Source organism: Rugamonas violacea (assembly GCF_016461825.1).
Taxonomy (GTDB): domain Bacteria; phylum Pseudomonadota; class Gammaproteobacteria; order Burkholderiales; family Burkholderiaceae_D; genus Rugamonas.
In genome coordinates, this window is the sequence record NZ_JAEMNU010000049.1 from 55,497 (window position 1) to 81,790 (window position 26,294).

24 protein-coding genes are annotated in these 26,294 nt (G+C 65.5%); 4 read left to right on the forward strand and 20 right to left on the reverse strand.

Annotation, left to right across the window (positions count from 1 at the left end; genetic code table 11):
• Nucleotides 1–40 precede the first annotated feature (40 nt).
• Nucleotides 41–517: a cache domain-containing protein gene (locus H7U20_RS10560; RefSeq protein ID WP_199759116.1), complete on the reverse strand. Its 477-nt coding sequence runs from the start codon at nucleotides 515–517 to the stop codon at nucleotides 41–43.
• A gap of 215 nt (nucleotides 518–732) precedes the next feature.
• Between H7U20_RS10560 and H7U20_RS10565 the strand changes: the two genes are divergently transcribed.
• Entirely contained in the window at nucleotides 733–1,068 is a 336-nt protein-coding gene (locus H7U20_RS10565) for a DUF6677 family protein (protein WP_199759117.1), read from the forward strand.
• Between the two features lie 44 nt (nucleotides 1,069–1,112).
• Complete coding sequence (locus tag H7U20_RS10570; protein WP_199759118.1) at nucleotides 1,113–1,511, forward strand: cupin domain-containing protein; 399 nt, start codon at nucleotides 1,113–1,115, stop codon at nucleotides 1,509–1,511.
• Between the two features lie 200 nt (nucleotides 1,512–1,711).
• Here the strand turns inward: H7U20_RS10570 and H7U20_RS10575 are convergent, their stop codons facing one another.
• From H7U20_RS10575 to H7U20_RS10605, 7 genes are all read right to left on the reverse strand, one after another.
• The gene (locus H7U20_RS10575; RefSeq protein ID WP_199759198.1) at nucleotides 1,712–3,379 is read right to left on the reverse strand and encodes a peptide chain release factor 3; all 1,668 of its coding nucleotides are present in this window, start codon (nucleotides 3,377–3,379) and stop codon (nucleotides 1,712–1,714) included.
• Nucleotides 3,380–3,577: 198 nt separating this feature from the next.
• Entirely contained in the window at nucleotides 3,578–8,203 is a 4,626-nt protein-coding gene (locus H7U20_RS10580; RefSeq protein ID WP_199759119.1) for a pilus assembly protein, read from the reverse strand.
• Nucleotides 8,204–8,334: 131 nt separating this feature from the next.
• Complete coding sequence (locus tag H7U20_RS10585) at nucleotides 8,335–8,982, reverse strand: pilus assembly PilX family protein (protein ID WP_233410651.1); 648 nt, start codon at nucleotides 8,980–8,982, stop codon at nucleotides 8,335–8,337.
• Nucleotides 8,982–10,169 carry a PilW family protein gene (locus tag H7U20_RS10590; RefSeq protein ID WP_199759120.1) on the reverse strand — a complete coding sequence of 396 codons (1,188 nt, stop codon included), beginning with the start codon at nucleotides 10,167–10,169 and terminating at the stop codon, nucleotides 8,982–8,984. The genes H7U20_RS10585 and H7U20_RS10590 overlap by 1 nt, the downstream gene beginning before the upstream one ends.
• Nucleotide 10,170: 1 nt before the next feature.
• Nucleotides 10,171–10,662, reverse strand: coding sequence for a type IV pilus modification PilV family protein (locus tag H7U20_RS10595; protein ID WP_233410652.1), 492 nt, complete (start codon nucleotides 10,660–10,662; stop codon nucleotides 10,171–10,173).
• A gap of 8 nt (nucleotides 10,663–10,670) precedes the next feature.
• Nucleotides 10,671–11,327, reverse strand: coding sequence for a pilus assembly FimT family protein (locus H7U20_RS10600; protein WP_199759121.1), 657 nt, complete (start codon nucleotides 11,325–11,327; stop codon nucleotides 10,671–10,673).
• Nucleotides 11,315–11,740 (reverse strand): type IV pilin protein, encoded by a 426-nt coding sequence (locus H7U20_RS10605; protein WP_199759122.1) that lies wholly within the window; start codon nucleotides 11,738–11,740, stop codon nucleotides 11,315–11,317. The genes H7U20_RS10600 and H7U20_RS10605 overlap by 13 nt, the downstream gene beginning before the upstream one ends.
• A 276-nt stretch (nucleotides 11,741–12,016) precedes the next feature.
• Here H7U20_RS10605 and H7U20_RS10610 point away from each other — a divergent pair, with 276 nt between their 5' ends.
• Nucleotides 12,017–12,511 (forward strand): VOC family protein, encoded by a 495-nt coding sequence (locus H7U20_RS10610; RefSeq protein WP_199759123.1) that lies wholly within the window; start codon nucleotides 12,017–12,019, stop codon nucleotides 12,509–12,511.
• Between the two features lie 69 nt (nucleotides 12,512–12,580).
• On the opposite strand, the gene H7U20_RS10615 is transcribed toward H7U20_RS10610, so the two are convergent.
• Nucleotides 12,581–14,074: a sensor histidine kinase gene (locus H7U20_RS10615; RefSeq protein WP_199759124.1), complete on the reverse strand. Its 1,494-nt coding sequence runs from the start codon at nucleotides 14,072–14,074 to the stop codon at nucleotides 12,581–12,583.
• Nucleotides 14,067–14,744 (reverse strand): response regulator transcription factor, encoded by a 678-nt coding sequence (locus tag H7U20_RS10620; RefSeq protein ID WP_199759125.1) that lies wholly within the window; start codon nucleotides 14,742–14,744, stop codon nucleotides 14,067–14,069. The genes H7U20_RS10615 and H7U20_RS10620 overlap by 8 nt, the downstream gene beginning before the upstream one ends.
• Nucleotides 14,745–15,048: 304 nt before the next feature.
• On the opposite strand from H7U20_RS10620, the gene H7U20_RS10625 reads away from it, so the two are divergent.
• Nucleotides 15,049–15,858, forward strand: a complete 810-nt coding sequence (locus tag H7U20_RS10625; RefSeq protein WP_199759126.1) for a Crp/Fnr family transcriptional regulator — start codon at nucleotides 15,049–15,051, stop codon at nucleotides 15,856–15,858.
• Here H7U20_RS10625 and H7U20_RS10630 read toward each other — a convergent pair.
• The 10 genes from H7U20_RS10630 to thrS all read right to left on the reverse strand — a co-directional run bounded on the left by H7U20_RS10630 (nucleotide 15,755) and on the right by thrS (nucleotide 26,152).
• On the reverse strand, nucleotides 15,755–17,272 hold the full coding sequence (locus tag H7U20_RS10630) for a CHASE3 domain-containing protein (RefSeq protein ID WP_199759127.1): 1,518 nt from the start codon (nucleotides 17,270–17,272) through the stop codon (nucleotides 15,755–15,757). The genes H7U20_RS10625 and H7U20_RS10630 overlap by 104 nt on opposite strands.
• Nucleotides 17,273–17,443: 171 nt before the next feature.
• Nucleotides 17,444–18,076, reverse strand: coding sequence for a response regulator (locus H7U20_RS10635; protein WP_093383762.1), 633 nt, complete (start codon nucleotides 18,074–18,076; stop codon nucleotides 17,444–17,446).
• Nucleotides 18,077–18,287: 211 nt separating this feature from the next.
• Nucleotides 18,288–18,704, reverse strand: a complete 417-nt coding sequence (locus tag H7U20_RS10640) for a MerR family transcriptional regulator (RefSeq protein ID WP_199759128.1) — start codon at nucleotides 18,702–18,704, stop codon at nucleotides 18,288–18,290.
• 23 nt (nucleotides 18,705–18,727) lie between these two features.
• Nucleotides 18,728–19,075, reverse strand: coding sequence for an integration host factor subunit alpha (locus tag H7U20_RS10645; protein ID WP_017875098.1), 348 nt, complete (start codon nucleotides 19,073–19,075; stop codon nucleotides 18,728–18,730).
• A 161-nt stretch (nucleotides 19,076–19,236) separates the two neighbouring features.
• On the reverse strand, nucleotides 19,237–21,663 hold the full coding sequence (pheT, locus tag H7U20_RS10650; protein WP_199759129.1) for a phenylalanine--tRNA ligase subunit beta: 2,427 nt from the start codon (nucleotides 21,661–21,663) through the stop codon (nucleotides 19,237–19,239).
• Nucleotides 21,664–21,757: 94 nt separating this feature from the next.
• Nucleotides 21,758–22,777, reverse strand: coding sequence for a phenylalanine--tRNA ligase subunit alpha (gene pheS / locus H7U20_RS10655; RefSeq protein WP_199759130.1), 1,020 nt, complete (start codon nucleotides 22,775–22,777; stop codon nucleotides 21,758–21,760).
• A gap of 98 nt (nucleotides 22,778–22,875) precedes the next feature.
• A complete protein-coding gene (gene rplT / locus H7U20_RS10660) occupies nucleotides 22,876–23,235 on the reverse strand; it encodes a 50S ribosomal protein L20 (protein WP_026334467.1) in 360 nt (119 codons plus the stop codon).
• Between the two features lie 20 nt (nucleotides 23,236–23,255).
• The gene (rpmI, locus tag H7U20_RS10665; RefSeq protein WP_099416965.1) at nucleotides 23,256–23,453 is read right to left on the reverse strand and encodes a 50S ribosomal protein L35; all 198 of its coding nucleotides are present in this window, start codon (nucleotides 23,451–23,453) and stop codon (nucleotides 23,256–23,258) included.
• Between the two features lie 219 nt (nucleotides 23,454–23,672).
• On the reverse strand, nucleotides 23,673–24,212 hold the full coding sequence (gene infC, locus H7U20_RS10670) for a translation initiation factor IF-3 (protein WP_370593133.1): 540 nt from the start codon (nucleotides 24,210–24,212) through the stop codon (nucleotides 23,673–23,675).
• Nucleotides 24,213–24,244: 32 nt separating this feature from the next.
• A complete protein-coding gene (gene thrS / locus H7U20_RS10675) occupies nucleotides 24,245–26,152 on the reverse strand; it encodes a threonine--tRNA ligase (protein ID WP_199759131.1) in 1,908 nt (635 codons plus the stop codon).
• Between the last annotated feature and the right edge of the window lie 142 nt (nucleotides 26,153–26,294).

The window sequence follows — 26,294 nt, forward strand, 5'->3', positions numbered from 1 at the left end:
CGCAGGGGTGGCGCGGCGGGCAAGCCGCCGCGCGCCGGCGCTAGTGCTTGTAGATACCCGCTTCGAGGGCGATGTCGTCGACCCGCAGCACATAGGTCGACTTGGCCTCCACCTTGCCGGTGGTCGGGTTGCGGAATTTGTAATCGACCCAGCCCTTGCCCTTGCCCTTGGCCGTCGCCACCAACTCCTGGCGGAAAGGCTTGCCGTCGGCATCCGGCACGTCGAGCAGGTTCTTGCCGATCAGCGCCGTGGTCGGATGGGCGACGGTGATGCCGTCCAGGTCGCGCATCGCCAGGTACAGGCTGCCTAGGTTGAATTCCGGGTCCTTGCTGTTGATGCGCTTGACCATTTCGGCCTTGCCATGCTGCCGCACGAACTGGGCGCCCCTCTCGGCCAGCGCGATGGCGTCCTTTTCGCTGGCCATGGCCGGCGTGGCCGCCGCCGGGGTGGCGGCCTGTGCCGGCGGGTAGCCCGAGCCAAGCGCCAGTGCCAGTGTTAGCACGATCCGAGTGTTCATATTTTCTCCTTGACGATGACGGCCCGTCGCGCCATGGTCCGGCTTGAGCAGGTATGATAGGCGGCACGGAAAATCCGCCCGCCGGGCACGATATGCCTAGGCGCAACCTTGCCTAAGCGCATGTTGTACTCTACGACGCCCGCCCGGCGCCAGCCTTGCGCTGGCGCAAACGGGCAAGCGGCCCGCCGCCAACCACCAGGACCACCAGGACCAATATGACACCATCGCTCAAGGCCGCACTCGTCAACGGTTTGCTGTTCCCCGGCCTCGGCCACCTGCTGCTGCGGCGCGCCGGGCGCGGCTGCCTGTTCCTGCTCCCCACGCTGCTGGCGGCGGTCTACCTGTTGCGGCGCATGATGCAACTGATCCTGCCGCTGGCCGAGCAGATCGCCAGCGGCGCCCTGCCCTTCGACCCCGAGCTGATCACGCAACGGGTCGAGGCGGCTGGCATCGCCGGCCCGGCCGGCACCTTGGCCGTGCTGGTGTTGCTGGGATGCTGGCTCGGCAGCGTCGGCGACGCGCTGTGGTTGGGCCGCCACAGCGGCCACTGAAACGGGGCCCGGCCCCGCCATCCACCCACGAAAAAGGAAATGCCATGATCGCAGCCGCCTTCAAGCCCGGCCTGATTGCCCTCCTGTTGCTGGCCAGCGCCAGCAGCACACTGGCGCAAAACGCCGGCCTGCGCCGCAGCGTGGTGCAGAAGCAGGATGTGTCGGTGGAGGGCCGCGAGGCGGTGGTGGCGCGGGTCGAGATCGATCCCGGCGTGCAGGCCGGTCGCCACTCCCATCCGGGCGACGAAATCAGCTACGTGCTGGAGGGCGAAGGCGAACTGCTGATCGACGGCGAGCCGCCGCGCCACCTGAAGGCCGGCGAGGCCTTCGTCATCCCGGCCGGCAAGGTGCACGACGCGCGCAACACCGGCGCCGCCGTGATGCGCCTGGTCGGCGTCTACGTGGTGGAAAAGGGCAAGCCGCTGGCCACGCCGGCCAAGTAAGCCCGCCGGGTCGGCGCGGCGCCCGCCCAACCCAAGGGCACATGCCAGGGTCGGACCCGCCGGGTCCGACCCTAGGTTTTGCCGCTGGGTTTTGAAGGGCCTTGCCGGCGCCTTGGCGTAAAAAAACCGCCCGGGCTGGCGCGCCGGGCGGTCTGTCGGCCGGCCGCGAGGCGGCCGACCTGTCCCGCGCAAGCCGGGACTTAGGCCAGCTTGGCCGAGTGCTCGCGCGTGGCGTGGAACTTCAGCTTCGGCCAGCGTTCCTCGGTCAGGCGCAGGTTGACGCCGGAGGTCGCCAGATAAGCCATGTTGCCGGCGGCGTCGTAGGCGACGTTGTGGCCGAGCGCGTTCTCGAAGTCGGCCAGCGCCTTCTTGTCGTCGCTGGAGATCCAGCGCGCGCTGCTGATGCTGGTGCCTTCGAAGACGGCGTCGACGCCGTACTCGTTGAGCAGGCGGCTCGCCACCACCTCGAACTGCAGCACGCCGACCGCGCCCAACACCAGCTCGCCGCCCTGCACCGGCTTGAAGACCTGCACCGCGCCCTCCTCGCCCAGCTGCTGCAAGCCCTTGTGCAGCTGCTTGATCTTCAGCGGATTGCGGATGCGCACCGAGCGGAAGAAGTCCGGCGCGAAGTACGGGATGCCGGTGAAGGTCAGCAGCTCGCCTTCGGAGAAGCTGTCGCCGATCTGCATATTGCCGTGGTTGGGCAGGCCGATGATGTCGCCGGCGTAGGCCTCTTCCACCTGTTCGCGCGACGAGGCCATGAAGGTCACCACCGACGACACCTTGATCTCGCGGCCCAAACGCAGGTGCTTGACCTTCATGCCGCGCTCGAAACGTCCCGAGCAAACGCGCAGGAAGGCGATGCGGTCGCGGTGGGCCGGGTCCATATTGGCCTGGATCTTGAAGACGAAACCGGTGAACGGCTGCTCGGCCGGATCGACCACGCGCACGGTGGCGTCGCGCGGACGCGGCGCCGGCGCCCAATCGACCAGCGCCGACAGGATCTCGCGCACGCCGAAGTTGTTGATGGCCGAGCCGAAGAACACCGGCGTCTGCACGCCCGACAGGAACTCGTCCAGCTTGAACGGGTGGGAGGCGCCGTGCACCAGTTCCACTTCCATCTTCAACTGGTCCATCTCCAGCGGGAACATCTCCTGCAGGCGCGGATTGTCGATGCCCTTGATGACCTCGAAGGCGCCGTCGGCCTTTTCCTCGCCGGCCTTGAACAGCATGATCTCGTCGTTCAGCAGGTGGTACACGCCGCGGAAGTTCTTGCCCATGCCGATAGGCCAGGTGACCGGCGCGCACTGGATCTTCAACACCGATTCGAGCTCGTCGAGCAGTTCCAGCGGATCGCGCGTTTCGCGGTCCATCTTGTTCATGAAGGTGACGATGGGCGTGTTGCGCATGCGGCAGACCGCCAGCAGCTTGATGGTCTGCGCCTCGACGCCCTTGGCCGCGTCGATCACCATCAGGGCCGAGTCGACCGCCGTCAGCACGCGGTAGGTGTCTTCCGAGAAGTCCTGGTGGCCCGGCGTGTCGAGCAGGTTGATGACGTGGTCGCGGTGCTCGAACTGCATCACCGAGGAGGCGACGGAAATGCCGCGCTGCTTCTCGATCTCCATCCAGTCGGAGGTGGCGTGGCGGCCGCTCTTGCGCGCCTTGACCGTGCCGGCCATCTGGATCGCGCCCGAGAACAGCAGCAGCTTTTCGGTCAGCGTGGTCTTACCCGCATCCGGGTGGGAAATGATGCCGAAGGTGCGGCGGCGCTGCACTTCGCGGGCGATCAGCGCCGGCGTTTTGGCGCTGCTGGCCGGGGCGGAATCGTCGTTCAATTCGGGTATTGTGTTTTCGGTATCGTTGGCCATAGTCGCGACCATATTATGGCCCCGCAAAAAACCTTCAATTTTACCGATAGTTGGGCCTTTCGTGTGAACTGTTTCCCCGTTTTCGGTCGTTGCGCCACCGGTGGGGAGACACAACCCAGCGCCGTAAAACTGGGGTCGGACCCAGCGGGTCCGACCCCGGCTCTCTGCCGCTGGGTGGGATTGGCGCCGCCAAGCTCCTCAATCGCCTTTCACGCGGCGCCAGCCGACCCGGTGGGCGGCGGCCGAATTCTGCTCGGCCAGCGACTTGGTGCGCATTTCGCCGGTGGCCATGGTGCTGATCATCTTCAGCTCGCCCTTGGGCAGGCGGATGATGATGAAGCCGACCGCCGCCGAGGTGTTCGACAAGGTGCTGCCGGCCGCCTGCCCGGCCACCGCGCTGCCGTCGCACACATCGACCTGGTAGCTGTTGCTGGAGCCGCCCACCGAGCAGGCCGACGACGAGGTCGGCATATTCGTCACCACGTTGGCGACGCCGCTGACGATCTGCGGGTCGAGGTTCATGCGCTCGCCGGCGTTGAGCTTCCAGTCGAAGAACCAGCCGCTCTTCAACCCCAGGTCGACCTTGTTGCTGGTGATGGCGTAGGTGTTGACGTTGCTGCTGGAGCCGGCCAGGCTGAGGGTCTGCTCGACCATGCCGGAGCCGCGCAGGTTGGCGATGGCGCTGCCGTTGTCCTTCAGCAGATACAGGCTTTGCACGTCGGTGTTGGAGGTGTCGGGCACGTCGAGCAGGCGGCCGGTGCCGAACAGGACGACCCGCTGCGCCGTCTCGGTGACGGTGGTGATGCCGGCCACGGTGGTGCTGGTGCTGACCGCGCACAGCGTCACGTCGGGCCGCGTGGTGACCGGCTGCAGCGCGCCGGCGTCGCCCATCTTCAGCACCGTCACGTTGCTGCTGTTCGGATCGCTCATGTCGAAGCGCCACATGCGGCCCTGGTTGTCGCCGCCGTAGATGTAGGTGGTGACCGGGTCGGTGCTCGGGTCGGCCGAGATCGAGGTGATCTTGGCCAGGCCGGACGGCGTCGTGGTGTCGCCGGCCAGGGTCGAGACCTTCTTCAGCACCGCGCCGGTGGCCACGTCGACGATGAACAGCACGCCCTGGCCGCTGCCGCCGGCCACGCCGTCGACGCCGGGCACGTTGTTGTAGCCGGAGGTGAGGAAGACCACCCATTTGCCCTGCCACATGCCGAACTGCGGATTGCCGAACGACAGGCCGAAGTCGGCGTCGCTGCGGTTGCAGACGGTGGCGTCGGCGCACAACTCCCACAGCGCCACCGGATGCGCCGGGTTGGTCACGTCGAGCGCGTAGTAGCCGCGCCCGCCGCCGTTCAGGCCGGCCACCAGCACGGTCTTCCAGACGCCGCCGATCTGCACGTCGGACAGTTCGGGCGAGCCGTCGGTGAAGAACTGGTGGTTGGTGCCGTAGGTGGTGCTGGCCAGCGCGAACAGCTTCTTCATGGTGATGCGCGGCGCGTAGGCCCACAACTCCTCGCCGCTGGCCGCGCTGAAGGCGTGCAGCATGCCGTCGTTGGCGGCGGTGAAGACGGTGCCGGCGCGGCCGGCGTTGGCGCTCTTGAAGCTGCTGTAGCCGCTGGTCAGATAGCTCTTGCGCGGGTCGCGCAGGTAGGCCGGCTTGGACGAGGCGATGTCGCCCAGCACGATGGGGATCGGCCCGGTCGAGCCGACCGGCGTGTTGGGCGTCAGCGTGTAGGCGCGGAACAACTGGTCGTCGGCGAACTGCTGCTGGCCGCGCAGCCAGTTGACCAGGTTGTTGCCGTCGTTGACCACGGCCTTGTCGGCGGCCGACAGCAGCGTGCACTGCGACAGCGCCGCGCACTTGTTGTCGAACCAGGCCTTTTCGGCGCCCGACATGGCGCCGTAGCTGAAGTTCTTCAACGCGCCGCCGCCGGCGTCGAGCATGTAGATGGTGCGCGTGTCGCTGGCGGCGGCCACCTTCTGGCCCACCTTGTCGGAGCTGATCCAGCTGGCCGTGCCGCCGACGACGCCGGTGGCCGGGTCGATCTTCTTGTCGGACAGTTCGCCATACCATTTGACGGTGGTGAAGGTGTCGGAAAAGATGTCGTTGTCCTGCTGCGAGATGTTCGGCGTCGACGTCGCGGCGGCCGACGCCGCGCCGGTCTTCACCTGCATGTTGGCCAACGCCGAGCTGAGGCCGTCGACCACCTCGCGCGGCTCCGAGGCGCTGAAATACTTGCCATGGCCGTTGACGGCGGCGTGCCACAGGTCGTCGACCCGCTCCTGCACCGTGCTGGCGGTGTTGGTCACGTCCGGGTCGGGCCAGACGTAGGCGCCGCCGCCGTTCCACGGACAGCCCGAGCTGGCGGCGGTGATCAGGTTGTAGAAGTCGCCGCCGACCTTGGGCGCCGAGTCGTAGTTGGCCTCGTAGCTCATCACGCCGTCGACCCCCAGGCCGAGCGTGTAGGTGTTCATGTGCAGGTGGGTGTTCTCGCCGCCGGCCGCCGGCACCGAGCCGGGCTTGCTCATGTCCGGCTCCAACGACGGCCGCAGCGACACCGTGCCGGTGCTGGAGCCGCCGTTGTACCAATGCAGCGCCACGTCGGCGATCGAGGGCTGGGTCTGCGGCCGCGTGTCGACGCAGCCGCGCGCCTGGCTGCAGAAGCGCGCCGGGTTCTCGACGTTGTCGTTGTTGACGACGTTGGCCGTCGAGCTGCCGTTCCAGTAACCGTCGGTGGTCAGGATCATGAAGTTTTGCTGGCAGGGATACTGCACCACCTCGCTGCCGGCGGCGTAGTTGTAGGGCGCCAGGTTGCCGAACATGCGGCCGACGTTGTCCATCGCCGTGCGGATCGGCGTCGAGCCGGTGGTGGTGGTGTTGTACAGCGCGGTGTACCAGGTGCTGCGCGCCGAGCCGGTGAAGTCGGCCGGCTTCATGTCGATGGCGCCGGCGGCGCCGGCGTTCGACAGCTTGACATAACCGACCTTGTAGTTGGCGGTGATCGGGGAGAAGGCGATGCCGACCGAGGTCTTCATCATTTGCAGCCGGGTCTTGTAGTAGGCGTACCAGTTGGCGAAGTTGACCATCTCCTCGGTGTAGTTGCAGACGCCGGCGCTGGCCACGCAGTCGGTGCGCTCGCTGGCCTTCGGATAGGTGGCGCCGGCGACGATGTCGACCCGGCTGAAGCTGCTCGGCGCGCTGGCGCCGGCCGACAAGGCCACCGTGGTCAGCGGAATGGCGTCGCTGGAGCTGGTGGCGTTGGCCGTGGTGAAGGCCAGCGTGCCGCCGTTGGTCAGGCTGCCGACCGAGGGCGCGGCGCCGTTGACGGTGGTGGTGGTGTCGATCAGGCACAGCGCGGTGGCGCTCTGCGCCTGGCACAACTTGGTCACGGCGTTGCCGCCGACGTAGGCGCGGATGGTGCCGGCAACGCCGATGGCGGCCTGCAGCTTGATCACCACGTCGCTGGCGGCGGTGCTCTTGCCCAGCGCGATGGCGCTGGCCAGCGTGGTCGCGCCCAGCTTGACCGAGGACAGGCTGGGCGTGCCCGAGCCGGAGGTGGTGCCGCTGGCGAACAGCAGCGCGGTGGGCGGCACGCCGGTGGTGGCCGGCGTCGGCGTGACGGCCGGCGCGGTCACGGTGATGCCCCAGCCGGCGCGGCTGCCGTCGTTGATCGGCAGGCAGTTGGCCAGCGAAACGGCGCCGCCGCACTGCACCGGCACGACGGCGACGATGTTGTCGGCCGCCAGTGTGATGCCGAAGGCGGTGGCGCAGGCCGGCACGCTGGGTTGGCCGATCGGCGTGCGCACGCAGGCGTAGTAAAGGTTGGTGTTGCTCTTGGCGACGGATTTGGCGATGATGTTGGCGGCCAGCGCGCTGGCCACGGTTTGCTGCTTGAGCGCGCTGTTGGTGCCGCTGGCGGCGGTCAAGGTGCCGTTGCTGATGGTGCGCGCCGTGCTCGGGTCGGGGATGGTGACGCTGCTGATGGTCATCGATGAACTCGACGCCGAGACGCCGATGGCGATGCTGCCGTAGGCCGCGTTGGAACCGATCGCCGCCGAGTAGCGCGGGTAGATGAACAGGCCGACGCGTTTGCCCTGGCAGGCCGTCAGCAAGGTGTTGCTGCACCAGCGCACCTTGACCGGCACCGGATAGCCGGCCGGCGCGGCCGCCCCCACCGAGGTCGACTTGCAGTTGGTCATGCTGTCGTCGGTGCAGTACTCGGCCACGCCGATGTTGTAGTAGTACGGCCCGCCGTTGATGGCGACGGCGCTGCGGAAGGTGTTGTCCGGATAGGTGTAGCTGGCGCTGTTGACCTGGCAGGAACTGGTGTTGTTGGGGTCGCACCATTTCAGGTCGGGGAAGCCGCTGACCAGGTTGATCGAATTGGCGTTGCTGCCGTACAGGTCGGTCTTGTGGGCGCCGAAGCCGTCGCTGGTGACGTTGCTCCAGGTGCCGGTGGCGCCCGAGGTCTGGTCCGGATAGTAGCTGCCGTCGGTCTTGATCGGCGCCTGGTAACGGATCTTCGGATTGTAGTACTGCTTGTTGAAGTCCGGGCTCATGAAGGGCGGATGGCCAACGTTGCAGGCGACCACCCCGGCGGACAACTGGGCCGCCGAGCGGCACAGATTGTCGTTGACGTAGTCCGGCGTGTAGGCCTGGTCCATCGAGCCGGAGTTGTCGAACAACAGCATCAGGTTCGGCTTGACGGTGCCGGTGCCGGTGATGTTGAGCAGCGGCACCTGGGCGATCTGGGTCTGGCCGGCCAGGGCGGCGTTGCCGGCCAACAGGCCGGCAAGGAAGGCGAGCGAGAGTGCTGAGTTCGGTTTCATGCTGGTTCCATCAAAAAAGGTGCGGGCACCGGCGGCGACCAACACCACCCAGCGGCGCGGAGCCGGGGTCGGACCCGCCGGGTCTGACCCCGGATTTTCGCCCGGGGGGGCTTAACATGGCGGCATGCCCCTCAAGGCCCCATCATCACCACGGACTGGTTGACGACATTGCCGCCGCGCGGTCCGTAGATGCGCGTGGTGACCACGTAATGCAGCTGCGGCTGCTCCTGATACTCCGGCGCGTCCGACGACAGGCTGCGCCCGATCGGCGTGGCCGACTTGACATTCGCCTTGGCCGAAGTCAGCACGCAGCTGTTCTGCGGGTTGGTCGAGTTGTACAGGCCGGCGAAGGTGCACATGCGGTGGATCACGTATTCGATCTGGTTGCCGGCCGTATCGACCAGCTTCACCGAGCCGTTCCAGAAGGCCGGCGTGTTGACCGTCTGCACCGGATTGAGCGTCGCCAGGTAGCCGCTGGCGGCCTGGTCGACCACCAGGGTCGACTTGTCGACGGCGGCCAGCCAAGCGAAGGCGCTGTGCACGCCCAGGTCGGCGGCCTTGCTCAGCGCCGAGTCGTAGGCCAGGTTGGCGGTGGTCAAGGTGGTCGAGGTGCTCGACTTAAGCAGGTAGATGCTGCTGATGAGCATAACGGTCAGCATGATCAGCATCACCGGCAGGGCCACGCCGGCCTGGCGCGCGGCGCCGCGCACGGTGTGGCGCACGGTGCGGCGCAGCGGCGCCGGCCGGCGCAAGGACGGACTCGGGGCGGGACGGCGCATCACGGCCTCCATTCGGCGTTGCGGATCGGTACGATGGCCTCGAACACGCGGTAGCGGTAGCACTTCCAGTCGAGTGGATCGCCGGCCACCGCCACCTCGACGGTGACGGGCGCGGCCGGCACCGTGGCCGGCGCCTGGCTGCTGAACAACACCGGCTTGGCGGTGCTCGCCGTGCACTGGCCGCTGGCGGCGTTGGGCTTCTCCGCGCTCTTGCTGCGCGCCACCACGGCCAAGCGCACCGCCGCCACGCGCAGGAAGTCGCCGGCGCCGCCGACCACGCCGTCGCCGTCGGCGTCGATCATCGGCCCGCTCCACTGCCCCACCTGCATGCCGTTCCGGCTCGGGCTGTAGTTGGCGATGGCGCGCGTCTCGAAGCCGTACTGCGCCTTGATCGCCACCACGTTGTCGATCACCGAGACCGGCTGCGCCGACGAGCCGGCCAGGTCGCTCGAGCGCAGCAGCAGGATGCCCCGGTTCACCGACCAGCTGTGCAGCGCCAGCTTGGCGCCCGGTCCCAGGTTGAAGATGCGGGCCTGGCCCGGCCCGTAGTTGTTGCCCAGCCCGCCGGCGCGGTTGTAGCGGTAGGCCGCGCCCGGCGTGATGTTGAGCTGGGCGCCGACCGGCGCGCCGGCCAACTGGGCCAAGGCGCAGTTGCCGCCGGCCGGTTCGGGCGCCACCACGATGACGTCGCCGTCGGCGAAACCGAAGGCGGCGTTGGTGTCGCTGGTCAGCGCCGGACCGCCGGCGTAATTGGCCAGCAGCTTGACCGAGCCGACCGCGCTGGCCGAGCTGCCGGTGTAGAAGCTGATGCGGTCGGAGTTGGCGCCGTTCGATTCGATGACCACCGGCGCCAGCGGCGTGATCGCCGCGCCGCCCCGGGTGGCCGGCGCCAGCGCGAAGCCGGCCGTGTCGCTGAAGATGCTGTTGCAGCCGGTGATCAGGTCGTCGTTCAGGCCCCAGCCCGACTGGGCCGCGTCGCCGTTCAGCGAGAACAGCGCCAGCATGCCGTTTTGCATGGCGTCCGAACCGCCCAGCGAGGTCGCCTTGTTCTGCTCGGCGCTGACGATCAGGCGGGTGGCGAACATCAGCGCCAGCAGGCCGACCACCACGCTGACCAGCAGCTCGACCAGCGAGAAGCCGGCGCGGCGCGCCGCGCGCGGGACGGGGAATTGGGGGCGGACGTCCATCTCAGTTCGACAGGTAGGAGGTGATTTGGTGGCGGTTTTCCACCCCGCCGGCCTTGCGCGTCCAGCGTATCGTGGCGTCGACGCGGAAGCGGCGCAGCTCCGGCGTCACCGCCACGACGATGCGCGCGCCGGGAATGTAGCCGCGCGTCTCGGCCACCCAGGGCGCCAGCGTGGCGTTGGGTGTGGCGCCGTCGACCAGCGCGTAGTTGGGGATGTTGGCGACGTCGTTGCTCATCACGCCCAACAGTTTTTCCACCGCCATGGTGGCCTCGGCGCGCATGCTGGCGTCCGACAGGGCCGAGTAGGCGCGCGCCTGCAGGCCGACCGTGCCGAGCAGGCCGATGCCGAGGATGACGGTGGCCAGCATCGCCTCCAGCAGGGCGACGCCGCGCTGGGCGGCGCTGCGCGGGGCTAAGCCGCGTTGGCTGCCGGCGCGGCGCGGCACGACGGCGCGCGGCGTGGCTTGCATGGCGGCCTTCATGGCGGCTTTCATGACGGGCTTCATGGCGGACAGCCGCGCGAATCGCCGGCCGGCACGGTCGGATCGCATTTGGTGGCCAGGCCGGCCAAGGTCACCACCAGCGCCACGGTCGGCACCTCGGCGGCCAGCTGGGTGCTCGGCGCCAGCTGCAAACGGCTCAGGCGCTGGGCGAAGCCGGTGTCGACCCAACCCAGTTCCGTGTAGTAGATCTCCGAACTGCCCTCCGGCGTCAGGGTCGGCACCAGCGCGTCGGACTGCGGCAGCGCGTCGGCGCCACGCAACACCGACTTGTAGCCGGCCGCGCCCTGCGGATCGTTGGGCGCCGCCGTGGCGGGCGTCGACCAGACGCCGCTGACTTGGCTGCACGGCGTGCCCGGCACCGGGAAGCACAGGTCGATCTGCCAATCCATCTGGCCGTTGCCGACATTCGGCGACAGCACGATGCGGCTGCGCGCGTTGTGCGCCACCGCCTCGCGCCGGGCGCGGGCGAAGCCGTCGACATAGAACTCGCTGGCCGAACGCGCCTTGCTGGCCAGTACCCACTTGCTCATGTTCGGCACGCCCAGCGCCAGCATGAAGGCGAACACCACCAGCGCGATCATCAACTCGACCATGGTGAAGCCGCCCTGCCCGGCGCGCAATTCGGCCCAGCCGCCGGCCCGCTCTAGTTGGAACATGAGCCCCCCTTGTGGTCGACCCAGCAGGTGGTGCTGGTGCCCCAGCCGGCCGGGCTGGCGGTGGTGGCGTGGCCGCCGTTCTGGTCGATGGTGTAGGCGAAACCGGCCATGCGGCCGACGCCGGTGCCGGTCACCGTGTAGGCCGAGGCCGAGGCACCGCTCAGGGCGTAGGTGAAGTTGGCACTGTTGGTCGGGAAGGTGGCGGCGCCCTCGAAGCCGACGTAGCTGCGCGAGTTGGACCAGAACTGCTCGGCCGCCGGCTGCGCCGCGCCGAGCGCGGTGAACACCTCGCTGAGGCGGCCGCGCGTCACGTAGTCGCTGTAGGCCGGCAGCGCCACGGCCATCAGCACGCCGACGATGGCCACCGAGATCATCACCTCGATCAACGTAAAACCTTGTTGCAGGCGTTTCATGGCGTCCCCTCCTGGTGTCGTCGACGGCGGCGGTGGCACGCTGCCGCCGCGTTGCTCGCAGTCATGATAGTAGCCCCCCAAGCTTGCATTTCCCTGAGGAAATCCTGACGAATTGCTGACAGCCGCGCAGCCTGCGTTTTCCGCTGCCCGGCGCCGCGACGGCGGGCGGCAATGGCGCGCCGTGCCGCTGCTTGTCCTGCTAATCTTGCATTGTCGTACAGCCATCCCGGCGCCGGCCGCGCGCCGCCCTTCCCCCCTGCGAAGTTGGAGGTAACCATGCCCAAGATCACCCCCTGCCTGTGGTTCGATGAACAGGCCGAAGAAGCCGTCGAGTTCTACACCGGTATTTTCCCCAACTCCAAGGTGCAGGCCGTGGCGCGCTACGGCGAGGCCGGCCAGGAGGTGCACCGCAAGCAGCCCGGCTCGGTGATGACCATCGCCTTCGAGCTCGACGGCCATCCCTTCACCGCCCTCAACGGCGGCCCGATGTTCCGCTTCAACGAGGCGATCTCCTTGCAGGTCGATTGCGCCGACCAGCAGGAGGTCGACAACTACTGGAGCAAACTGGGCGAGGGAGGCGATCCGGCCGCCCAGCAATGCGGCTGGCTCAAGGACAAATACGGCGTCTCCTGGCAGGTGGTGCCGAGGGTCTTGAGCGAGATGCTGCTCGACAGCGACGCCGAGCGCGCCCAGCGGGTGATGGGCGCCATGATGGGCATGCATAAACTCGACATCGCCCGCTTGCGCCGCGCCTACGACGGCCAAGTCTAGGGCCGGGCTCCCAGCTAAATCGTTTAGCCCGTTTTGGCCCGTTTTTCCCCGTTGAGCCGCTGCGGCGGCTCAGGCCGGGAAATGCACCGAGAACAGCGCGCCCCGGCCGCCCTGCGCCGTGGCGATGGCGAGCGTGGCAGCGTGCGCCAACGCGATGTCACGCACGATGGCCAGCCCCAGGCCGCTGCCGCTGCTCTTCTCGTCGAGCCGGACGAAGCGGCTGAACACCAGTTCGCGCTTGTCCGGCGCGATGCCGGGGCCGGAATCCTCCACCAGCAGCAGGCCGCCGGCGCCGTCCGGGCGGCAGCCGACCGTCACCCTGCCGCGCGGCGGCGTGTAGCGGATGGCGTTGTCGATCAGGTTGTCGATCAGGTCGCGCAACAAGAAGCGGTCGCCGCGCACTTGCGTCGGCAGCAGCTCGAAACCCAGGTCGATCCGCTTGAGCGCCGCCTGGTCGACGAAATGCTGGATCGCCTCCTCCACCAACGACTCCAGTGCCAACGGCTCCAGCCGCGTCTTGGCGAAGCGGCTCGGTTCGGCCCGCGCCAACGCCAGCAACTGGTTGGTCTGGCGGATCATCCGCTCGGTCGACGACAGCATCAGGCGGATCGACTGGGCCGTCTCGGCCTCGTCGTGGCGCTGCGCCAGCCACTCCAACTGGGTGCGCAAGCCGGCCAGCGGGGTGCGCAGTTGGTGCGCCACGTTGGCCAGGAAGTCATGCTGCGCCTGGGCACCGGCGCCGATTTTGTCGAGCAGGCCGTTGAAGGCGCCCACCACCGGCTCCAGTTCGTAGGGCACGGCGGACTGGTCGATCGGCGCCAGGTCGTCGCCGCCGCGCGCGTTCAGGTCGGCGCGCATGCGCTTCAACGGCAGCAGGCCGTTGGTGACGGAGAACCAGATCAAACCGACCGAGGCCAGCGTCAGCAACCCCTCCAACAACACCAGCGCGCGCACGATGGCCTGGCGCACCTGCAGCCGCTTGCGCAGCGTCTTGGCCACGCCGATGCTGGCGCTCGCGCCGTCGCGCTCCACCCGCAGCACCAGCAGGCGCACCGGCTCGCCGCGCATTACGCCGTCGTCGGCCTGGGCCGCGCGCAGCGGCGCGGCGGCGCGCGCGCCGGCGGTGGTTGTGGTTGTGCTGGTTGTGCCTGAGGCGGCGGCGACAGTGCCTGTGCCCCTTCCTGTGCCTGCGCCCATACCCGTGCCCGGGCCTGTGGCTGCGGAGACTGCAACGGTGCTAGTACCAGTGGCAGCGGTGACCGGTGGGAAATCGGCGTCGCCGGCCAGCAGCCGGCCGGCGCCGTCGCGCACGACGAAGTAGACGGCGTCGGCGGCGTCGTTGCGCAACACCTGCTCGGCCTGGCGCGGCAGGTCGATGCGCCAGCCGGCGCCCTGCCGGCCCAGCCGTGCCGCCAGCGCGCCGGCGGCGTCGGACAGGCTCTCGTCGAAGGCCAGCTGGGCCGGCATCCAGGCCAGCAGATAGGTCAGCGCGCCGCCCGCCAGGTTGATCAGCAGGATGGGGGCGATCAGCCATTTGAGCAGGCGCAGCCGGATGCTAGGCATGCTCGGGATCTTCTTCGAGCATATAGCCGAAGCCGCGGATGGTGCGGATGCTGACGCCGGCGTCGGCGATCTTCAGGCGCAGCCGCGAGATGTAAACCTCGACCGCGTTGAGCGTCAGGTCGTCGCCCCAGGGCAGGATGGCGTCGATGATCTGCTGCTTGGAGACCACCCGCGCGGCGTGCTGCAGCAGGTATTCCAGCACCGCCCATTCGCGCGCCGACAATTCGATCACCCGTTCGCCGACGCGGGCCCGCTTGGCCGAGGTGTCCAAGCTCAGCGCGCCCAGCGCCAGCAAGGCCGGCTTGGGGCCGTGGCGGCGCGCCAGCGCGCGGATCCGCGCCACCAGTTCGGCCGTGGCGAAGGGTTTGACCAGATAGTCGTCGGCGCCCAGTTCGAGGCCGCGCACGCGGTCCTCGATGGCGTCGCGCGCCGTCAGCAGCAGGATGGGGATGGCGCTGGCGCGCGCCCGCAGGCGGCGCACCACCTCGAAGCCGTCGATGCCGGGCAGGCCGATGTCGAGCACCAGCACCTCGGCGGCGGCGCCGCGCTGCAGCAGGGCGTCGGCCTGGCTGCCGTTGCCGACCACCTCGACCAGCATGCCGTGGCCGCCCAGCACGCGGGCCAGGCCGTCGGCCAGCACGGCGTCGTCTTCCACCACGAGTACATGCATGCGAGCCTCCCTTGCAAACAGGCTGGGCCGGGCGCGGCCGTCCCAAGTATTGCATCCCGGGAAATCCATGGCAAGCGAAAGCGGCCGGCGGCGGGTCGCCATCATCATGCAAGTAGGACTAGGCTTACATACACCCCTGTTGAGAGCCTACATGAGTGCGACTACTCGTCTTATGTTCGCCAGCGACATAGCTCGTTAAAGTGATAACAACACGACACGCTAAGTGAGGCGAGAACAGAAGCCCACCCGAACCCAGCGTCCGGCCCATGTCGTTACCCCGTACTTAAAGTCTGTGAGGAATAAAATGAACAATACTCAACTGAGCGCCACAACCAAGCAGTCGCTGTCGACGACCATGCCTGTTGGTTCCCGCGAATACAAAGTTGCGTCCCGGCCAGTTGTCAGCTACAGCGGTGCCCAGCAGAACGAATTGCTGGCGGCCCTCCCACGCGAAGTGCTGGAATCGCTGTTCGAGCATCTGGAACTGGTCGCCCTGCCCTTCGGCAAGGAACTGTTCGAGTTCGGTGACAAGCTTGAGAACGTCTATTTCCCCACCACCTCCATCATCTCGCTGCTGTACGTGATGGAGGACGGCGCCACCACCGAGATCGCCGTGGTCGGCCATGAGGGCGTGGTCGGCGTGTCGCTGTTCGCCGGCGAGCGCGCCATGTGCAGCGCCGTGGTGCAGAGCGCCGGCTACGGCTACCGTCTGAAGGCCCAGCATCTGCGCGACGCCTTCAACCAGGGCGGCGCCCTGCCCCAGCTGCTGATGCGCTACAACACCGCGCTGTTCGCCCAGATGGCGCAGAACGCCGTCGGCGGCCGCCACAGCTCGATCGAACAGAAACTCTGCCGCTGGCTGCTCGACCGCCTCGACCGCTCGCCATCGAACGAACTGAAGGTGACGCAGGAAATGATCTCCATCATGCTCGGCGTGCGCCGCGAGAGCATCACCGCCGCCGCCGGCAAGCTGCAGGAGGACGGCCTGATCACCTACCGTCGCGGCAACATCACTGTACTGGACCGCCAAGGTCTGGAGCAATATGCGGGAGAGTGCTATAAGGTGGCGAAGATTGAATATGACCGCCTGTTGTCGGATGTGGCACGCTGCTAAGCTCGTGGCGCGGCCCCTCGGCGACCACCGGGCCGCGCAGTGGAATATGCACTTCGATGCAGGTGCCGGCGTCGTTGCGGCCACGGCGGATCGCCAGTGTGCCGCCCAGCAGCAAGGCGCGTTCGCGCATCCCCAGCAGGCCGTGCGACATCGGTTTGACGATGGTGTTGGAAGCGATGCCGATGCCGTCGTCAATCACCCGCAGCACCAGTCCCTCCGGGCTGCGGCTCAGGCTGACGCTGACCTTGCTGGCCTTGGCGTATTTGCGGATGTTGGTCAGCGACTCCTGGACGATGCGGAACAGGGCGATCGACAGGTCGGCCGAGCGGCCCGCCTCGTTCTCGACGTCGGCGGCGATGTCGGTATCGCAGCGCACCTGGGCCAGGCGGCTGAATTCGTCGCAGTAGCTTTCGATGGCGGCGCACAGGCCGAGGTTGTCGAGCAGGCTGGGGCGCAGGTTCTCGACGATGCGCCGCTTCATTTCCACCGTTTCGACCAGGGTGGCGCGGGCACGCTTCAGTTGCAACGCCAGTTCGGGCTCGATCTTCTGCAGTTGCTGGGTGACGGCGGCGATGTCCATGCTGATCGAGGTCAGGTTGGCGCCCATTTCGTCGTGCAGCTCGCGCGACAGGCGCACCTTTTCCTCCTCGCTGATGCTGATCAAATGGCGCGACAGCACGGATAGCTGTTCGGTGCGCTGCGCCACGGTCGACTCCAGGTTTTCATTCGCGCTCTGCAGCGCGTGCTCGACCGCCGCGCGGTTCTGGAAACTGCGCCGCACCAGCTGGTAGAACATGATCAAGACCATGATGGCGATGGCGTTGATGCCCATGCCCAGCATCACGGCTTTTTGATATTCGTAATAGAAGGCGGCGCTGCGCGCGGCCAGCGTCTCGTTCTGCTCCTGCACCATGATGACCACCAGCAGGCGGATTTCGTCCATGCTGGAGCGGCCGTCGCTGAGCGTGGCGATCTTGACGATCTCGCTCAGGCCGCCCTCGCGGTAGACGTCCAGCCCCTGCCCCATGATCGACAGCTTGCGCCGCACCAAGGTGTGCAGCTGGGCCAGGTTCTTCAGTTGCGACGGGCTGTCGGCCAACAGGCGTTCGAGTTCCTTGAACTCGGCCTCGGTGGCGGCGACGGCCGTCTTGGTCGGCCCCAGATAGGAATCCTTGCCGGAGATGAAGTAGCCGCGCATGCTGCTTTCGGCGTCGAGCACCAGCACGTTGAGGTACTGCAACCGGTCGGCCACCCGCGAGCTCTGGCTCAGCAGGAAATTGGCCCCCTTCAACGATTGCAGATTGTGAAACAGGCTGATGCCGTTGACAATCAAAATCAGGGCGCAGGTGATGCACAAGACGGTCTTGTACAGGGGGAGACGGTGTTGGGGCGCCTGTTCGACGGTGAAATACATCCGGAATACATCCTTGGCTAGGTTGGGCGGCCTGCTGAGAGAAGCCGCGCCGGCCAATTATAGACCGTAAGACAAACTGCTGCGCCGCAGCAGCCCTAGCGTGCGCGCCCCTCCCGAGCGCGCGGGTGGCGTCGGCCCGGCCCGGCCATGGCGGCCCGGCCGATGGTCCAACTAGTCGAGCAGATTGTTTTTCATGGCGTAATAAGTCAGGTCGCTATTCGATTGCAGGCCCATCTTCTCCATCACGCGGGTGCGGTAGGTGCTGACCGTCTTGATGCTCAACGACAAGGCCACGCCGATGTCGGACACGGTGGCGCCGCGCGCCAAGCGCAGGAAGACCTGGAATTCGCGGTCCGACAGTTCGGTGTGCAGCGCCGTGTTGGGGTCGCGGTCGAAGCTCTGCGCCAGCAGCTCGCCCACCGTCGAGCTGACATAGCGCCGGCCCTGGTAGATGGTGCGCACGGCGGTGATCAGCTCGTCGGCCTCGCATTCCTTGTTCAAATAGCCGTTGGCGCCCATCTTGAACAGGTTCAACGCGTACTGCTGGGCCGGATAGCCGGACAGTATCAGCACCGGCAAGTCGGGCTGGCCCTGGCGTATGGTGCGCAGGGTGTCGATGCCGCTCTGGTCGGGCATGGCGATGTCCAGCAGCAACACGTCGCAGATCTCGCGACGGGCGATGTCGAGCGCTTCGCGCCCCGTGCCGGCTTCGGCCACCACGTCGAAGTCGCCCTCGGCGGAGAAGATCTGTTTGAATCCGGCTCGGACTATTTGGTGGTCGTCACATATAGCAACGCGTATCATCGTTTTCCCTCGTATTTTCCTGGCATGGGAAAGCAGTCCGGAACTTCACGCCGTCCTGCATCAGCGTATGCATTTTAGATAACAGTCTAGATATTAAATTAATAAAATTGATATTGCAACAGCAAAAAATTCACATTTCACGGCGCCCGCGGCGGCCGCCGGACGAAAAAAAAAGGCGCCCGGCGCGCCTTTCGCAGGGACCCCGCCGCGGCTACTTGAGCAGGCCGAGGATCGTCAGCAGTTCGCTGCGGATCATCTCGCGGTCCAAGGGCGGCAAGGCGGGCTCGGCCAGCAGCGCCGCGCGCTCCGTGCCGGCCGCGCCATCATACTCCGCTTGCGCCGGATCGTACGCACGGCTGTCGAGTTTATTCCGCGCGCCGCTGATGGTGAAGCCCTGCTCGTACAGCAGTTCGCGGATGCGGCGGATCAGCAGCACCTCGTGGTGCTGGTAGTAGCGCCGGTTGCCGCGCCGCTTGACCGGCTTGAGCTGGGTGAACTCCTGCTCCCAGTAACGCAGCACATGCGGCTTCACGCCGCACAGCTCGCTCACTTCCCCGATCGTGAAATAGCGCTTGGCCGGTATCGGCGGCAGGACGACGAGTTCAGTTTTACCGATGCGATCGTTCATCACGGGTCATGTCCCAGTCAGGCTCAGGCTGCGCGCGCCAGCGGATTAGTCTCTTCGACCATGCCCTTCAACTTCTGGCTGGCGTGGAAGGTCACGACGCGGCGCGCCGTGATGGGGATCTCTTCGCCGGTCTTGGGGTTGCGGCCGGGCCGCTGCGGCTTGTCGCGCAGCTGGAAATTGCCGAAGCCGGACAACTTGACCGCCTCGCCCCGTTCGAGCGCATTGCGGATCTCGTCGAAGAAGGTCTCGACCATGTCCTTCGCCTCGCGCTTGTTCAAGCCGACCTGTTCGAACAACAGCTCGGCCAGCTCGGCCTTGGTGAGCGTCGGCAAATCTTTTTCCGCTTCCTGGCGTACCTTGGCCACCAGCATGGCGCGATGCAAATCGGCGGCCAGGGCGGATTGGAGTACGGCGGAATCAACGTCGTTATTATTAATTTTCCTGCCCTGCCTTCTCTAAGAACGATTGAGTCCGGCCGCGCCGGACTCCAGAGTGGTACCGATATTGCTCCCTGCCAACGCCGAGGCGCCGCTCAGGAGCGCAGTTTGGCGCCGTCGATTTGCTTGGTCGCGTCGGCCAAAGCGGCCATCACGAGGTCGACGACATCGTCCTGCAAGGTGTTTTGAGTATCTTGCAAGCTAAAGCGGAAAGCAAGCGATTTTTCGTCCGCCTCCAGTCCTTTTCCACGATATTCATCAAACAAAACAATGGCTTGCACAATTTTGCCTTGCGGAATCGATTGCGCCGCGGCATGGAAAGCGTCCAGCAAAGCCTGCGCCGGCACGGCCTGCTTGAGCACCACCGCCAAGTCGCGGGTGGCGCCGGGAAACTTGGAGATTTCCTCGTATTTTGGCACGATTCGTTGCTGAGTGGCAACCGCATCGACCTCGAACACGACCGGCGCCAGCGGCAGGTCGTATTTTTGTTGCCAGCGCGGGTGCAGCTCGCCGATGAAGCCGATCGCCTTGCCGTCCAGCTCGACGCTGGCCGAGCGGCCCGGGTGCAGCGCCGGGTGGGCGGTTTTGACGAAGCGCAGCTGGCGCGGCGCGAACAGCGCCTCCAGGTCGGCCTTCAGGTCGAAGAAGTCGACGTTGCGGGCGGCCTGGCCCCATTGCTCGTCGGCCGCGCCGCCGTAGGCCATCGCGGCGACGCGCTTGGGCTGGTGGTAGCCGGCCACGGTCAACGGGCCGTCGGCCACGCCGGCGTCGCGCTGGTAGATGGCGCCGATCTCGAAGACGCGGACCCGGTTGCTCTTGCGGTTCAGGTTGTAGCGCACATTGGCCAGCAGGCTGCCGACCAGGGTCGAGCGCATCACGCCCATCTGGCTGGCGATCGGGTTCTGCAGCTTGATCGGCGCGGCGTTGTCGGCGAAGTCCTGCTCCCAGACCGTCTCGACGAAGCTCATGTTGACCACTTCCTGGAAGCCCAGGTCGGCCAGCTGGTGGCGCACGGCGAACAGCGAACGGGTGTTTTCCGGCGCCAGGATCATGCTGTTGGCGGCCACCGGCGCCACCGTCGGGATGTTCTCGAAGCCGTAGACGCGGGCCACTTCCTCGATCAGGTCTTCCTCGATTTCGATGTCGAAGCGGTAGCTCGGCGCGGTCACCGAGAACACGCCCGCTTCCAGCGTGAACGGCAGCGCCAGACGGGTGAAGATGTCGGCGATGACGGCGTCGCTCAGCACCACGCCGATGACCTTCTGGGCGCGGGCGGTGCGCAGCTTGACCGGGGCGCGCTGCGGCAGGTTGACGACATGGTCGTCGACCGGGCCGACCTGGGTCTGCGGCGTGCCGCAGATCTCGACGATCAGCGCGGTGATGCGCTCGATGTGCTCGACCGTGGTGGCGTAGTCGACGCCGCGCTCGAAGCGGTGCGCCGCGTCGGTCGAGAAGTTGAAGCGGCGGGCGCGGCCCTGGATGGCGCTGGGCCACCAGAACGCCGCTTCCAGGTAAATGCTGTCGGTGTCCAGCGAGACGGCGCTGGCGTCGCCGCCCATGATGCCGGCCAGCGACTCGATTTCCTTGTCGTCGGCGATCACGCCGACCCAGTCGTCGACGGCGACGGTGTTGCCGTTCAACAGCTTGAGCGATTCACCGGCCTTGCCCCAGCGCACATTCAAGCCGCCGTGGATTTTCGCTAAATCGAACACGTGGCTGGGACGGCCCAGTTCCAGCATGACGTAGTTGGAGATGTCGACCAGGGCCGACAGCGAACGCTGGCCGCTGCGCTCGAGGCGCTGCTTCATCCAGTCCGGCGTCGCCGCCTTGGCGTTCAGGTTGCGGATGACGCGGCCGGAGAAACGGCCGCACAGGTCCGGCGCCGACACCTTGACCGGCAACACTTCGGCGCTGTTGACGGCCACCGTGCGGTATTGCGGCTGGTGCAGCGGGGTGCCGGTCAGCGCCGACACTTCGCGCGCCACGCCCAGCACGGACAGGCAATCGGCCTTGTTCGGCGTCAGCTTGATGGTGAATTTCAGGTCGTTGAGGGCGTAGTAGTCGCGGAAATTCTGGCCGACGGGGGCGTCGTCCGGCAATTCCAGCAGGCCGGCGTTCTCTTCAGACAGCTTCAGCTCGCGCGCCGAACACAGCATGCCCTGCGACTCGACGCCGCGCAGCTGGCCGACCTTGATCTCGAAGGGCTTGCCGTCGGCGCCGGGCGGCAGGATGGCGCCGGCCATGGCGCAGACCACCTTCAGGCCCGGGCGCACATTGGGCGCGCCGCAGACGATGTTGAGCAGGGTGCCGGTGCCGACGTCGACCTGGCAAACGTTCAGGCGGTCGGCGTTGGGATGCTTGTTCATCTCGCGCACCAGGCCGACGACGACGTTGGAAAATGGCGGCGCGACCGCTTCGACCTCTTCGACCTCGAGGCCGGACATCGTCAGCAGATGGGCCAGCTCGTCCGAAGTCATCTTCGGATCGACCATGGTACGGAGCCAGTTTTCGGAAAATTGCATAATCAAGCCTTCAAAGATTGTCCAAGGCGGGAGCGCGTGGCGCTCGACCGCACAGTTGTATCAAGGAGTTAACCTCAACGATCTAAACCGTTTTTTAGTTGAACTGCTTCAGGAAGCGCAGGTCGCCCTCGTAGAACAGGCGCAGGTCGCTGATGCCGTAGCGCAGCATGGTCAGCCGCTCGAGGCCGGAGCCGAAGGCGAAACCGATGAAGCGCTCGGGATCGAGGCCGAAGTTGCGCACCACGCTGGGGTGCACCTGGCCGGAGCCGGACACTTCCAGCCAGCGGCCCTTGAGCGGACCGGAGCCGAAGGCGATGTCGATCTCGGCCGACGGTTCGGTGAACGGGAAATAGGACGGGCGGAAGCGCACCTGCAGGTCGTCGGTCTCGAAGAAGGCCTTGACGAAGTTCAGGTAGACGCCCTTCAGGTCGGCGAAGCTGATGTCCTCGGCGATCCACAGGCCCTCGACCTGGTGGAACATCGGCGAGTGGGTGGCGTCGCTGTCGACGCGGTAGGTGCGGCCGGGCGCGATCACCTTGATCGGCGGCGTGTGGCTGCGCGCGTAGCGCACCTGCATCGGGCTGGTGTGGGTGCGCAGCAGCAGCGGCTTGCCGTCGCTGTCGTCGCCCTCGATGTAGAAGGTGTCCTGCATCGAACGGGCGGGATGGTTTTCCGGGCTGTTGAGCGCCGTGAAGTTGGTCCAGTCGTTCTCGATTTCGGGGCCGTCGGCCACGTCGAAACCGATCGAGCGGAAGATCTCTTCGACCCGTTCCCAGGTACGCATCACCGGGTGCAGTCCGCCGCCGGCGCGGCCGCGGCCTGGCAGCGAGACGTCGATCGCCTCGGCGTTCAAACGGGTTTGCATCTGGGCGTCGGCCAGCGCGTCGCGCCGGGCCGTCAACGCCGCTTCGATCTGCCCTTTGGCGGCGTTGATCAGGGCGCCCTGCGCCTTGCGCTGTTCCGGGTCGAGCTTGCCCAGACCCTTCATCAATTCGGTGATCTGGCCGGTCTTGCCCAGGTATTTGGCTTTGGCGTTTTCCAGTGCGGCGGCGTCATCTTGCGCGGCCATGAAGTCCTGCACTGCGGAGGCGACGAGTTGTTCCAGGGAGTCCATGCGTTTTTGTTTTCCTCAATCAAAAACGGGGCACAGGTATACACCTCTGCCCCGTTCTTTTAGTCACCACCCGAAGGCGGCGCTGACAAAATCAATGCTTACGCAGCGATTTTTGCTTTCACAGCGTTGACAATCGCAGCGAACGCTGGCTTGTCCATCACTGCCATATCGGCCAGGACTTTACGGTCCAGTTCGATCGAAGCTTTTTTCAGACCGTTCATGAATACGCTGTACGTCACGCCATGCTCACGGGAAGCGGCGTTGATACGGGCGATCCACAGGCGGCGGAAGACGCGCTTCTTGTTACGACGGTCGCGGTAAGCGTATTGACCAGCGCGCATGACTGCTTGCTTGGCAACACGGTATACCTTACTGCGACGACCGCGGTAACCCTTGGCCATGTTTAATACTTTTTTATGACGGGCACGAGCTGTAACCCCACGTTTTACTCTAGGCATAGTAACTCCTTAGTGTGAGATTAAGCGGTTGGCATCATGCGCATGACGGATTTCACGTCAGCCGCATCAACGTTCGTGATACCGCGCAGTTGGCGCTTCGACTTGGTGGTTTTCTTGGTCAGAATGTGGCGCTTGAAAGCGTGACCACTCTTAACAGTTCCACCCGGACGCACGCGAAAACGTTTTTTCGCGGAGCTTTTGGTCTTCATTTTTGGCATAGCAATCTGCCCTTTTACGGGCAGCTCCATTTATAAACAGGATTGCAGGTGGCAACACGACGTCGCGCTTAGATGCCTGCTTTCACATGTTTTGCAGCGGATGCGAGTCCGCTACAGTGCAACAGCCGGACATTATAGACCAACTGCCGCAATTCTGCACTGGAAAAGCGGCGGGCGCCAAGAATGGCGCCCAGCCCGGCAGTTCACAGTTCGAACGACTTACTTTTTCTTCTTGGGCGACAGGACCATGATCATCTGACGGCCTTCCATCTTCGGGAACTGCTCGACCTGGCCGTACGGCTCCAGATCGGCCTTCAGACGTTCCAGCATGCGGAAACCAATATCCTGGTGCGCCATTTCACGACCGCGGAAACGCAGCGTGATCTTGGTTTTGTCGCCTTCATCGAGGAACTTGATGAGGTTACGCAGCTTGATATTGTAGTCGCCGTCATCGGTGCCCGGACGGAACTTGACTTCCTTCACGGCGATGATCTTCTGCTTCAATTTCGCTTCGTGAGCCTTCTTCTGCTCCGAATACTTGAATTTGCCGTAGTCCATCAAACGGCAGACCGGTGGTTGCGCGGTAGGCGCGATTTCCACCAGGTCGACGTTTGCCTCTTCCGCCAGGCGGAAGGCTTCGGCCAAAGTCACGATACCGAGAGCCTCGTTATCGACCCCACTTAAACGCATTTCAGGGGCAGTGATTTCGCCATTGATGCGATGCGACTTGTCAGTAGCTATGGTGTTTCCTTTTAAAATCTAATGAATGAGCCATGCTGCGAGTCACCTCGTCAGGCTTTGTTTGCGACGTCTTGTTGGAGTCGTTCCACCAGGGCCTCGATGGACATTACGCCCAGATCGAGATTGCCCCGTGCCCGCACGGCCACGGTGTTGGCATCCCGTTCTTTATCGCCCACCACTAGAATGTAGGGCAGTTTTTGTACGGAATGTTCGCGTATTTTATACGTTATCTTCTCGTTGCGCAAATCGGTCTGCACGCGGAACCCGCATTGGCGCAGCTTTTGCGCCACTTGTTGCACATATTCGGCCTGCGCGTCGGAGATGTTCAGCACCGAGATCTGCACCGGCGCCAACCACATCGGCAGAGCGCCGGCATGGTTCTCGATCAGGATGCCGATGAAGCGCTCGAGCGAGCCGACGATGGCCCGGTGCAGCATGACCGGCACCTTGCGGGTGTTGTCAATCGCCACATATTCGGCGCCCAGACGGCCCGGCATGGAGAAGTCGACCTGCATCGTGCCGACCTGCCAAGGGCGGCCCAGCGAATCCTTCAGGTGGTACTCGATCTTCGGACCATAGAAGGCGCCCTCGCCCGGCAGCTCGGTCCAGCTGACGCCACAGGCGCGCAGCGCCGAACGCAGCGATTCCTCGGCCAGGTCCCACACCTCGTCGGAGCCGATGCGGTTGTCCGGACGCAGCGCCAGCTTGACGTCGATGTTCTCGAAACCGAAATCGTCGTACACCTCCATCGCCTGGGCGTGGAAGGCGGTCACTTCGGCCTCGACCTGCTCTTCGGTGCAGAAGATGTGGCCGTCGTCCTGGGTGAAGCCGCGCACGCGCATGATGCCGTGCAGCGCGCCGGACGGCTCGTTGCGGTGGCACTGGCCGAACTCGCCGAAGCGCAGCGGCAGGTCGCGGTAGCTCTTCATGCCGGAGTTGTAGATCTGCACGTGGCCCGGGCAGTTCATCGGCTTCAGCGCGTAGGAACGGTTCTCCGACTCGGTGGAGAACATGTTCTCGCGGTAGTTTTCCCAGTGGCCGGTCTTCTCCCACAGCGTGCGGTCGAGGATCTGCGGCGCCTTCACTTCCTGGTAACCGTTGACCTGGTACTTATGGCGCATGTATTGCTCGACGGCCTGCCAGATGGCCCAGCCCTTCGGGTGCCAGAACACCAGGCCCGGCGCCTCGTCCTGGAAGTGGAAGAAGTCGAGCTGTTTGCCCAGCTTGCGGTGGTCGCGCTTCTCGGCTTCCTCCAGCACGTGCAGGTATTGCTCCTGATCTTCCTTCTTGGCCCAGGCGGTGCCGTAGACGCGCTGCAGCATCTCGTTCTTGTTGTCGCCGCGCCAGTAGGCGCCGGCCAGCTTCATCAGCTTGAACACTTTCAGCTTGCCGGTCGACGGCACGTGGGGACCACGGCACAGGTCGGTGAAATTGCCTTCGCTATACAGCGAGACATCCTGGTCGGCCGGGATAGATTCGATGATCTCGGCCTTGTAGGCTTCGCCGATGGACTTGAAGTAGGCGACGGCCTCGTCGCGCGGCAGCACCTTGCGGGTGACTTGCTCGTCCTTCTTGGCCAGCTCGGTCATTTTCTTTTCGATCAACACCAGATCGTCCGGCGTGAACGGGCGCTTGTACGAGAAGTCGTAGTAGAAACCGTTTTCGATCACCGGGCCGATGGTCACTTGCGCCTCGGGGAACAATTCCTTGACGGCGTGGGCCAGCAAGTGGGCGGTCGAGTGACGAATCACTTCCAGACCGTCGGCGTCCTTGTCGGTGATGATGGCCAGATCGGAATCTTTTTCGATCAGGAAGGAGGTATCAACCAGCTTGCCGTCGACCTTGCCGGCCAAGGCGGCCTTGGCCAGGCCGGTGCCGATGCTGGCCGCCACTTGCGCGACGGTGACGGGGCCGTCGAATTCACGGGCGGAGCCATCTGGAAGGCGGACTGAAAGCATATTGATCTCCATAGTGGCGCGGACGCCGGTAATTGGTACAAAAAAGTTTACAACGAAAATGCGGACGAAAAAAAACGCGGGCTAGCCGCGTTTTTTCACTTTTTAACAAGCAAAGAAAATCCGATCGACTAGCGTCACTCCC

Coding starts and splice junctions, on each gene's coding strand:
- H7U20_RS10560 (WP_199759116.1), bottom strand. CDS start 517: ATGAACACTCGGATCGTGCTAACACTGGCACTGGCGCTTGGCTCGGGC.
- H7U20_RS10565 (WP_199759117.1), top strand. CDS start 733: ATGACACCATCGCTCAAGGCCGCACTCGTCAACGGTTTGCTGTTCCCC.
- H7U20_RS10570 (WP_199759118.1), top strand. CDS start 1,113: ATGATCGCAGCCGCCTTCAAGCCCGGCCTGATTGCCCTCCTGTTGCTG.
- H7U20_RS10575 (WP_199759198.1), bottom strand. CDS start 3,379: ATGGCCAACGATACCGAAAACACAATACCCGAATTGAACGACGATTCC.
- H7U20_RS10580 (WP_199759119.1), bottom strand. CDS start 8,203: ATGAAACCGAACTCAGCACTCTCGCTCGCCTTCCTTGCCGGCCTGTTG.
- H7U20_RS10585 (WP_233410651.1), bottom strand. CDS start 8,982: ATGCGCCGTCCCGCCCCGAGTCCGTCCTTGCGCCGGCCGGCGCCGCTG.
- H7U20_RS10590 (WP_199759120.1), bottom strand. CDS start 10,169: ATGGACGTCCGCCCCCAATTCCCCGTCCCGCGCGCGGCGCGCCGCGCC.
- H7U20_RS10595 (WP_233410652.1), bottom strand. CDS start 10,662: ATGAAAGCCGCCATGAAGGCCGCCATGCAAGCCACGCCGCGCGCCGTC.
- H7U20_RS10600 (WP_199759121.1), bottom strand. CDS start 11,327: ATGTTCCAACTAGAGCGGGCCGGCGGCTGGGCCGAATTGCGCGCCGGG.
- H7U20_RS10605 (WP_199759122.1), bottom strand. CDS start 11,740: ATGAAACGCCTGCAACAAGGTTTTACGTTGATCGAGGTGATGATCTCG.
- H7U20_RS10610 (WP_199759123.1), top strand. CDS start 12,017: ATGCCCAAGATCACCCCCTGCCTGTGGTTCGATGAACAGGCCGAAGAA.
- H7U20_RS10615 (WP_199759124.1), bottom strand. CDS start 14,074: ATGCCTAGCATCCGGCTGCGCCTGCTCAAATGGCTGATCGCCCCCATC.
- H7U20_RS10620 (WP_199759125.1), bottom strand. CDS start 14,744: ATGCATGTACTCGTGGTGGAAGACGACGCCGTGCTGGCCGACGGCCTG.
- H7U20_RS10625 (WP_199759126.1), top strand. CDS start 15,049: ATGAACAATACTCAACTGAGCGCCACAACCAAGCAGTCGCTGTCGACG.
- H7U20_RS10630 (WP_199759127.1), bottom strand. CDS start 17,272: ATGTATTTCACCGTCGAACAGGCGCCCCAACACCGTCTCCCCCTGTAC.
- H7U20_RS10635 (WP_093383762.1), bottom strand. CDS start 18,076: ATGATACGCGTTGCTATATGTGACGACCACCAAATAGTCCGAGCCGGA.
- H7U20_RS10640 (WP_199759128.1), bottom strand. CDS start 18,704: ATGAACGATCGCATCGGTAAAACTGAACTCGTCGTCCTGCCGCCGATA.
- H7U20_RS10645 (WP_017875098.1), bottom strand. CDS start 19,075: ATGCTGGTGGCCAAGGTACGCCAGGAAGCGGAAAAAGATTTGCCGACG.
- pheT (WP_199759129.1), bottom strand. CDS start 21,663: ATGCAATTTTCCGAAAACTGGCTCCGTACCATGGTCGATCCGAAGATG.
- pheS (WP_199759130.1), bottom strand. CDS start 22,777: ATGGACTCCCTGGAACAACTCGTCGCCTCCGCAGTGCAGGACTTCATG.
- rplT (WP_026334467.1), bottom strand. CDS start 23,235: ATGCCTAGAGTAAAACGTGGGGTTACAGCTCGTGCCCGTCATAAAAAA.
- rpmI (WP_099416965.1), bottom strand. CDS start 23,453: ATGCCAAAAATGAAGACCAAAAGCTCCGCGAAAAAACGTTTTCGCGTG.
- thrS (WP_199759131.1), bottom strand. CDS start 26,152: ATGCTTTCAGTCCGCCTTCCAGATGGCTCCGCCCGTGAATTCGACGGC.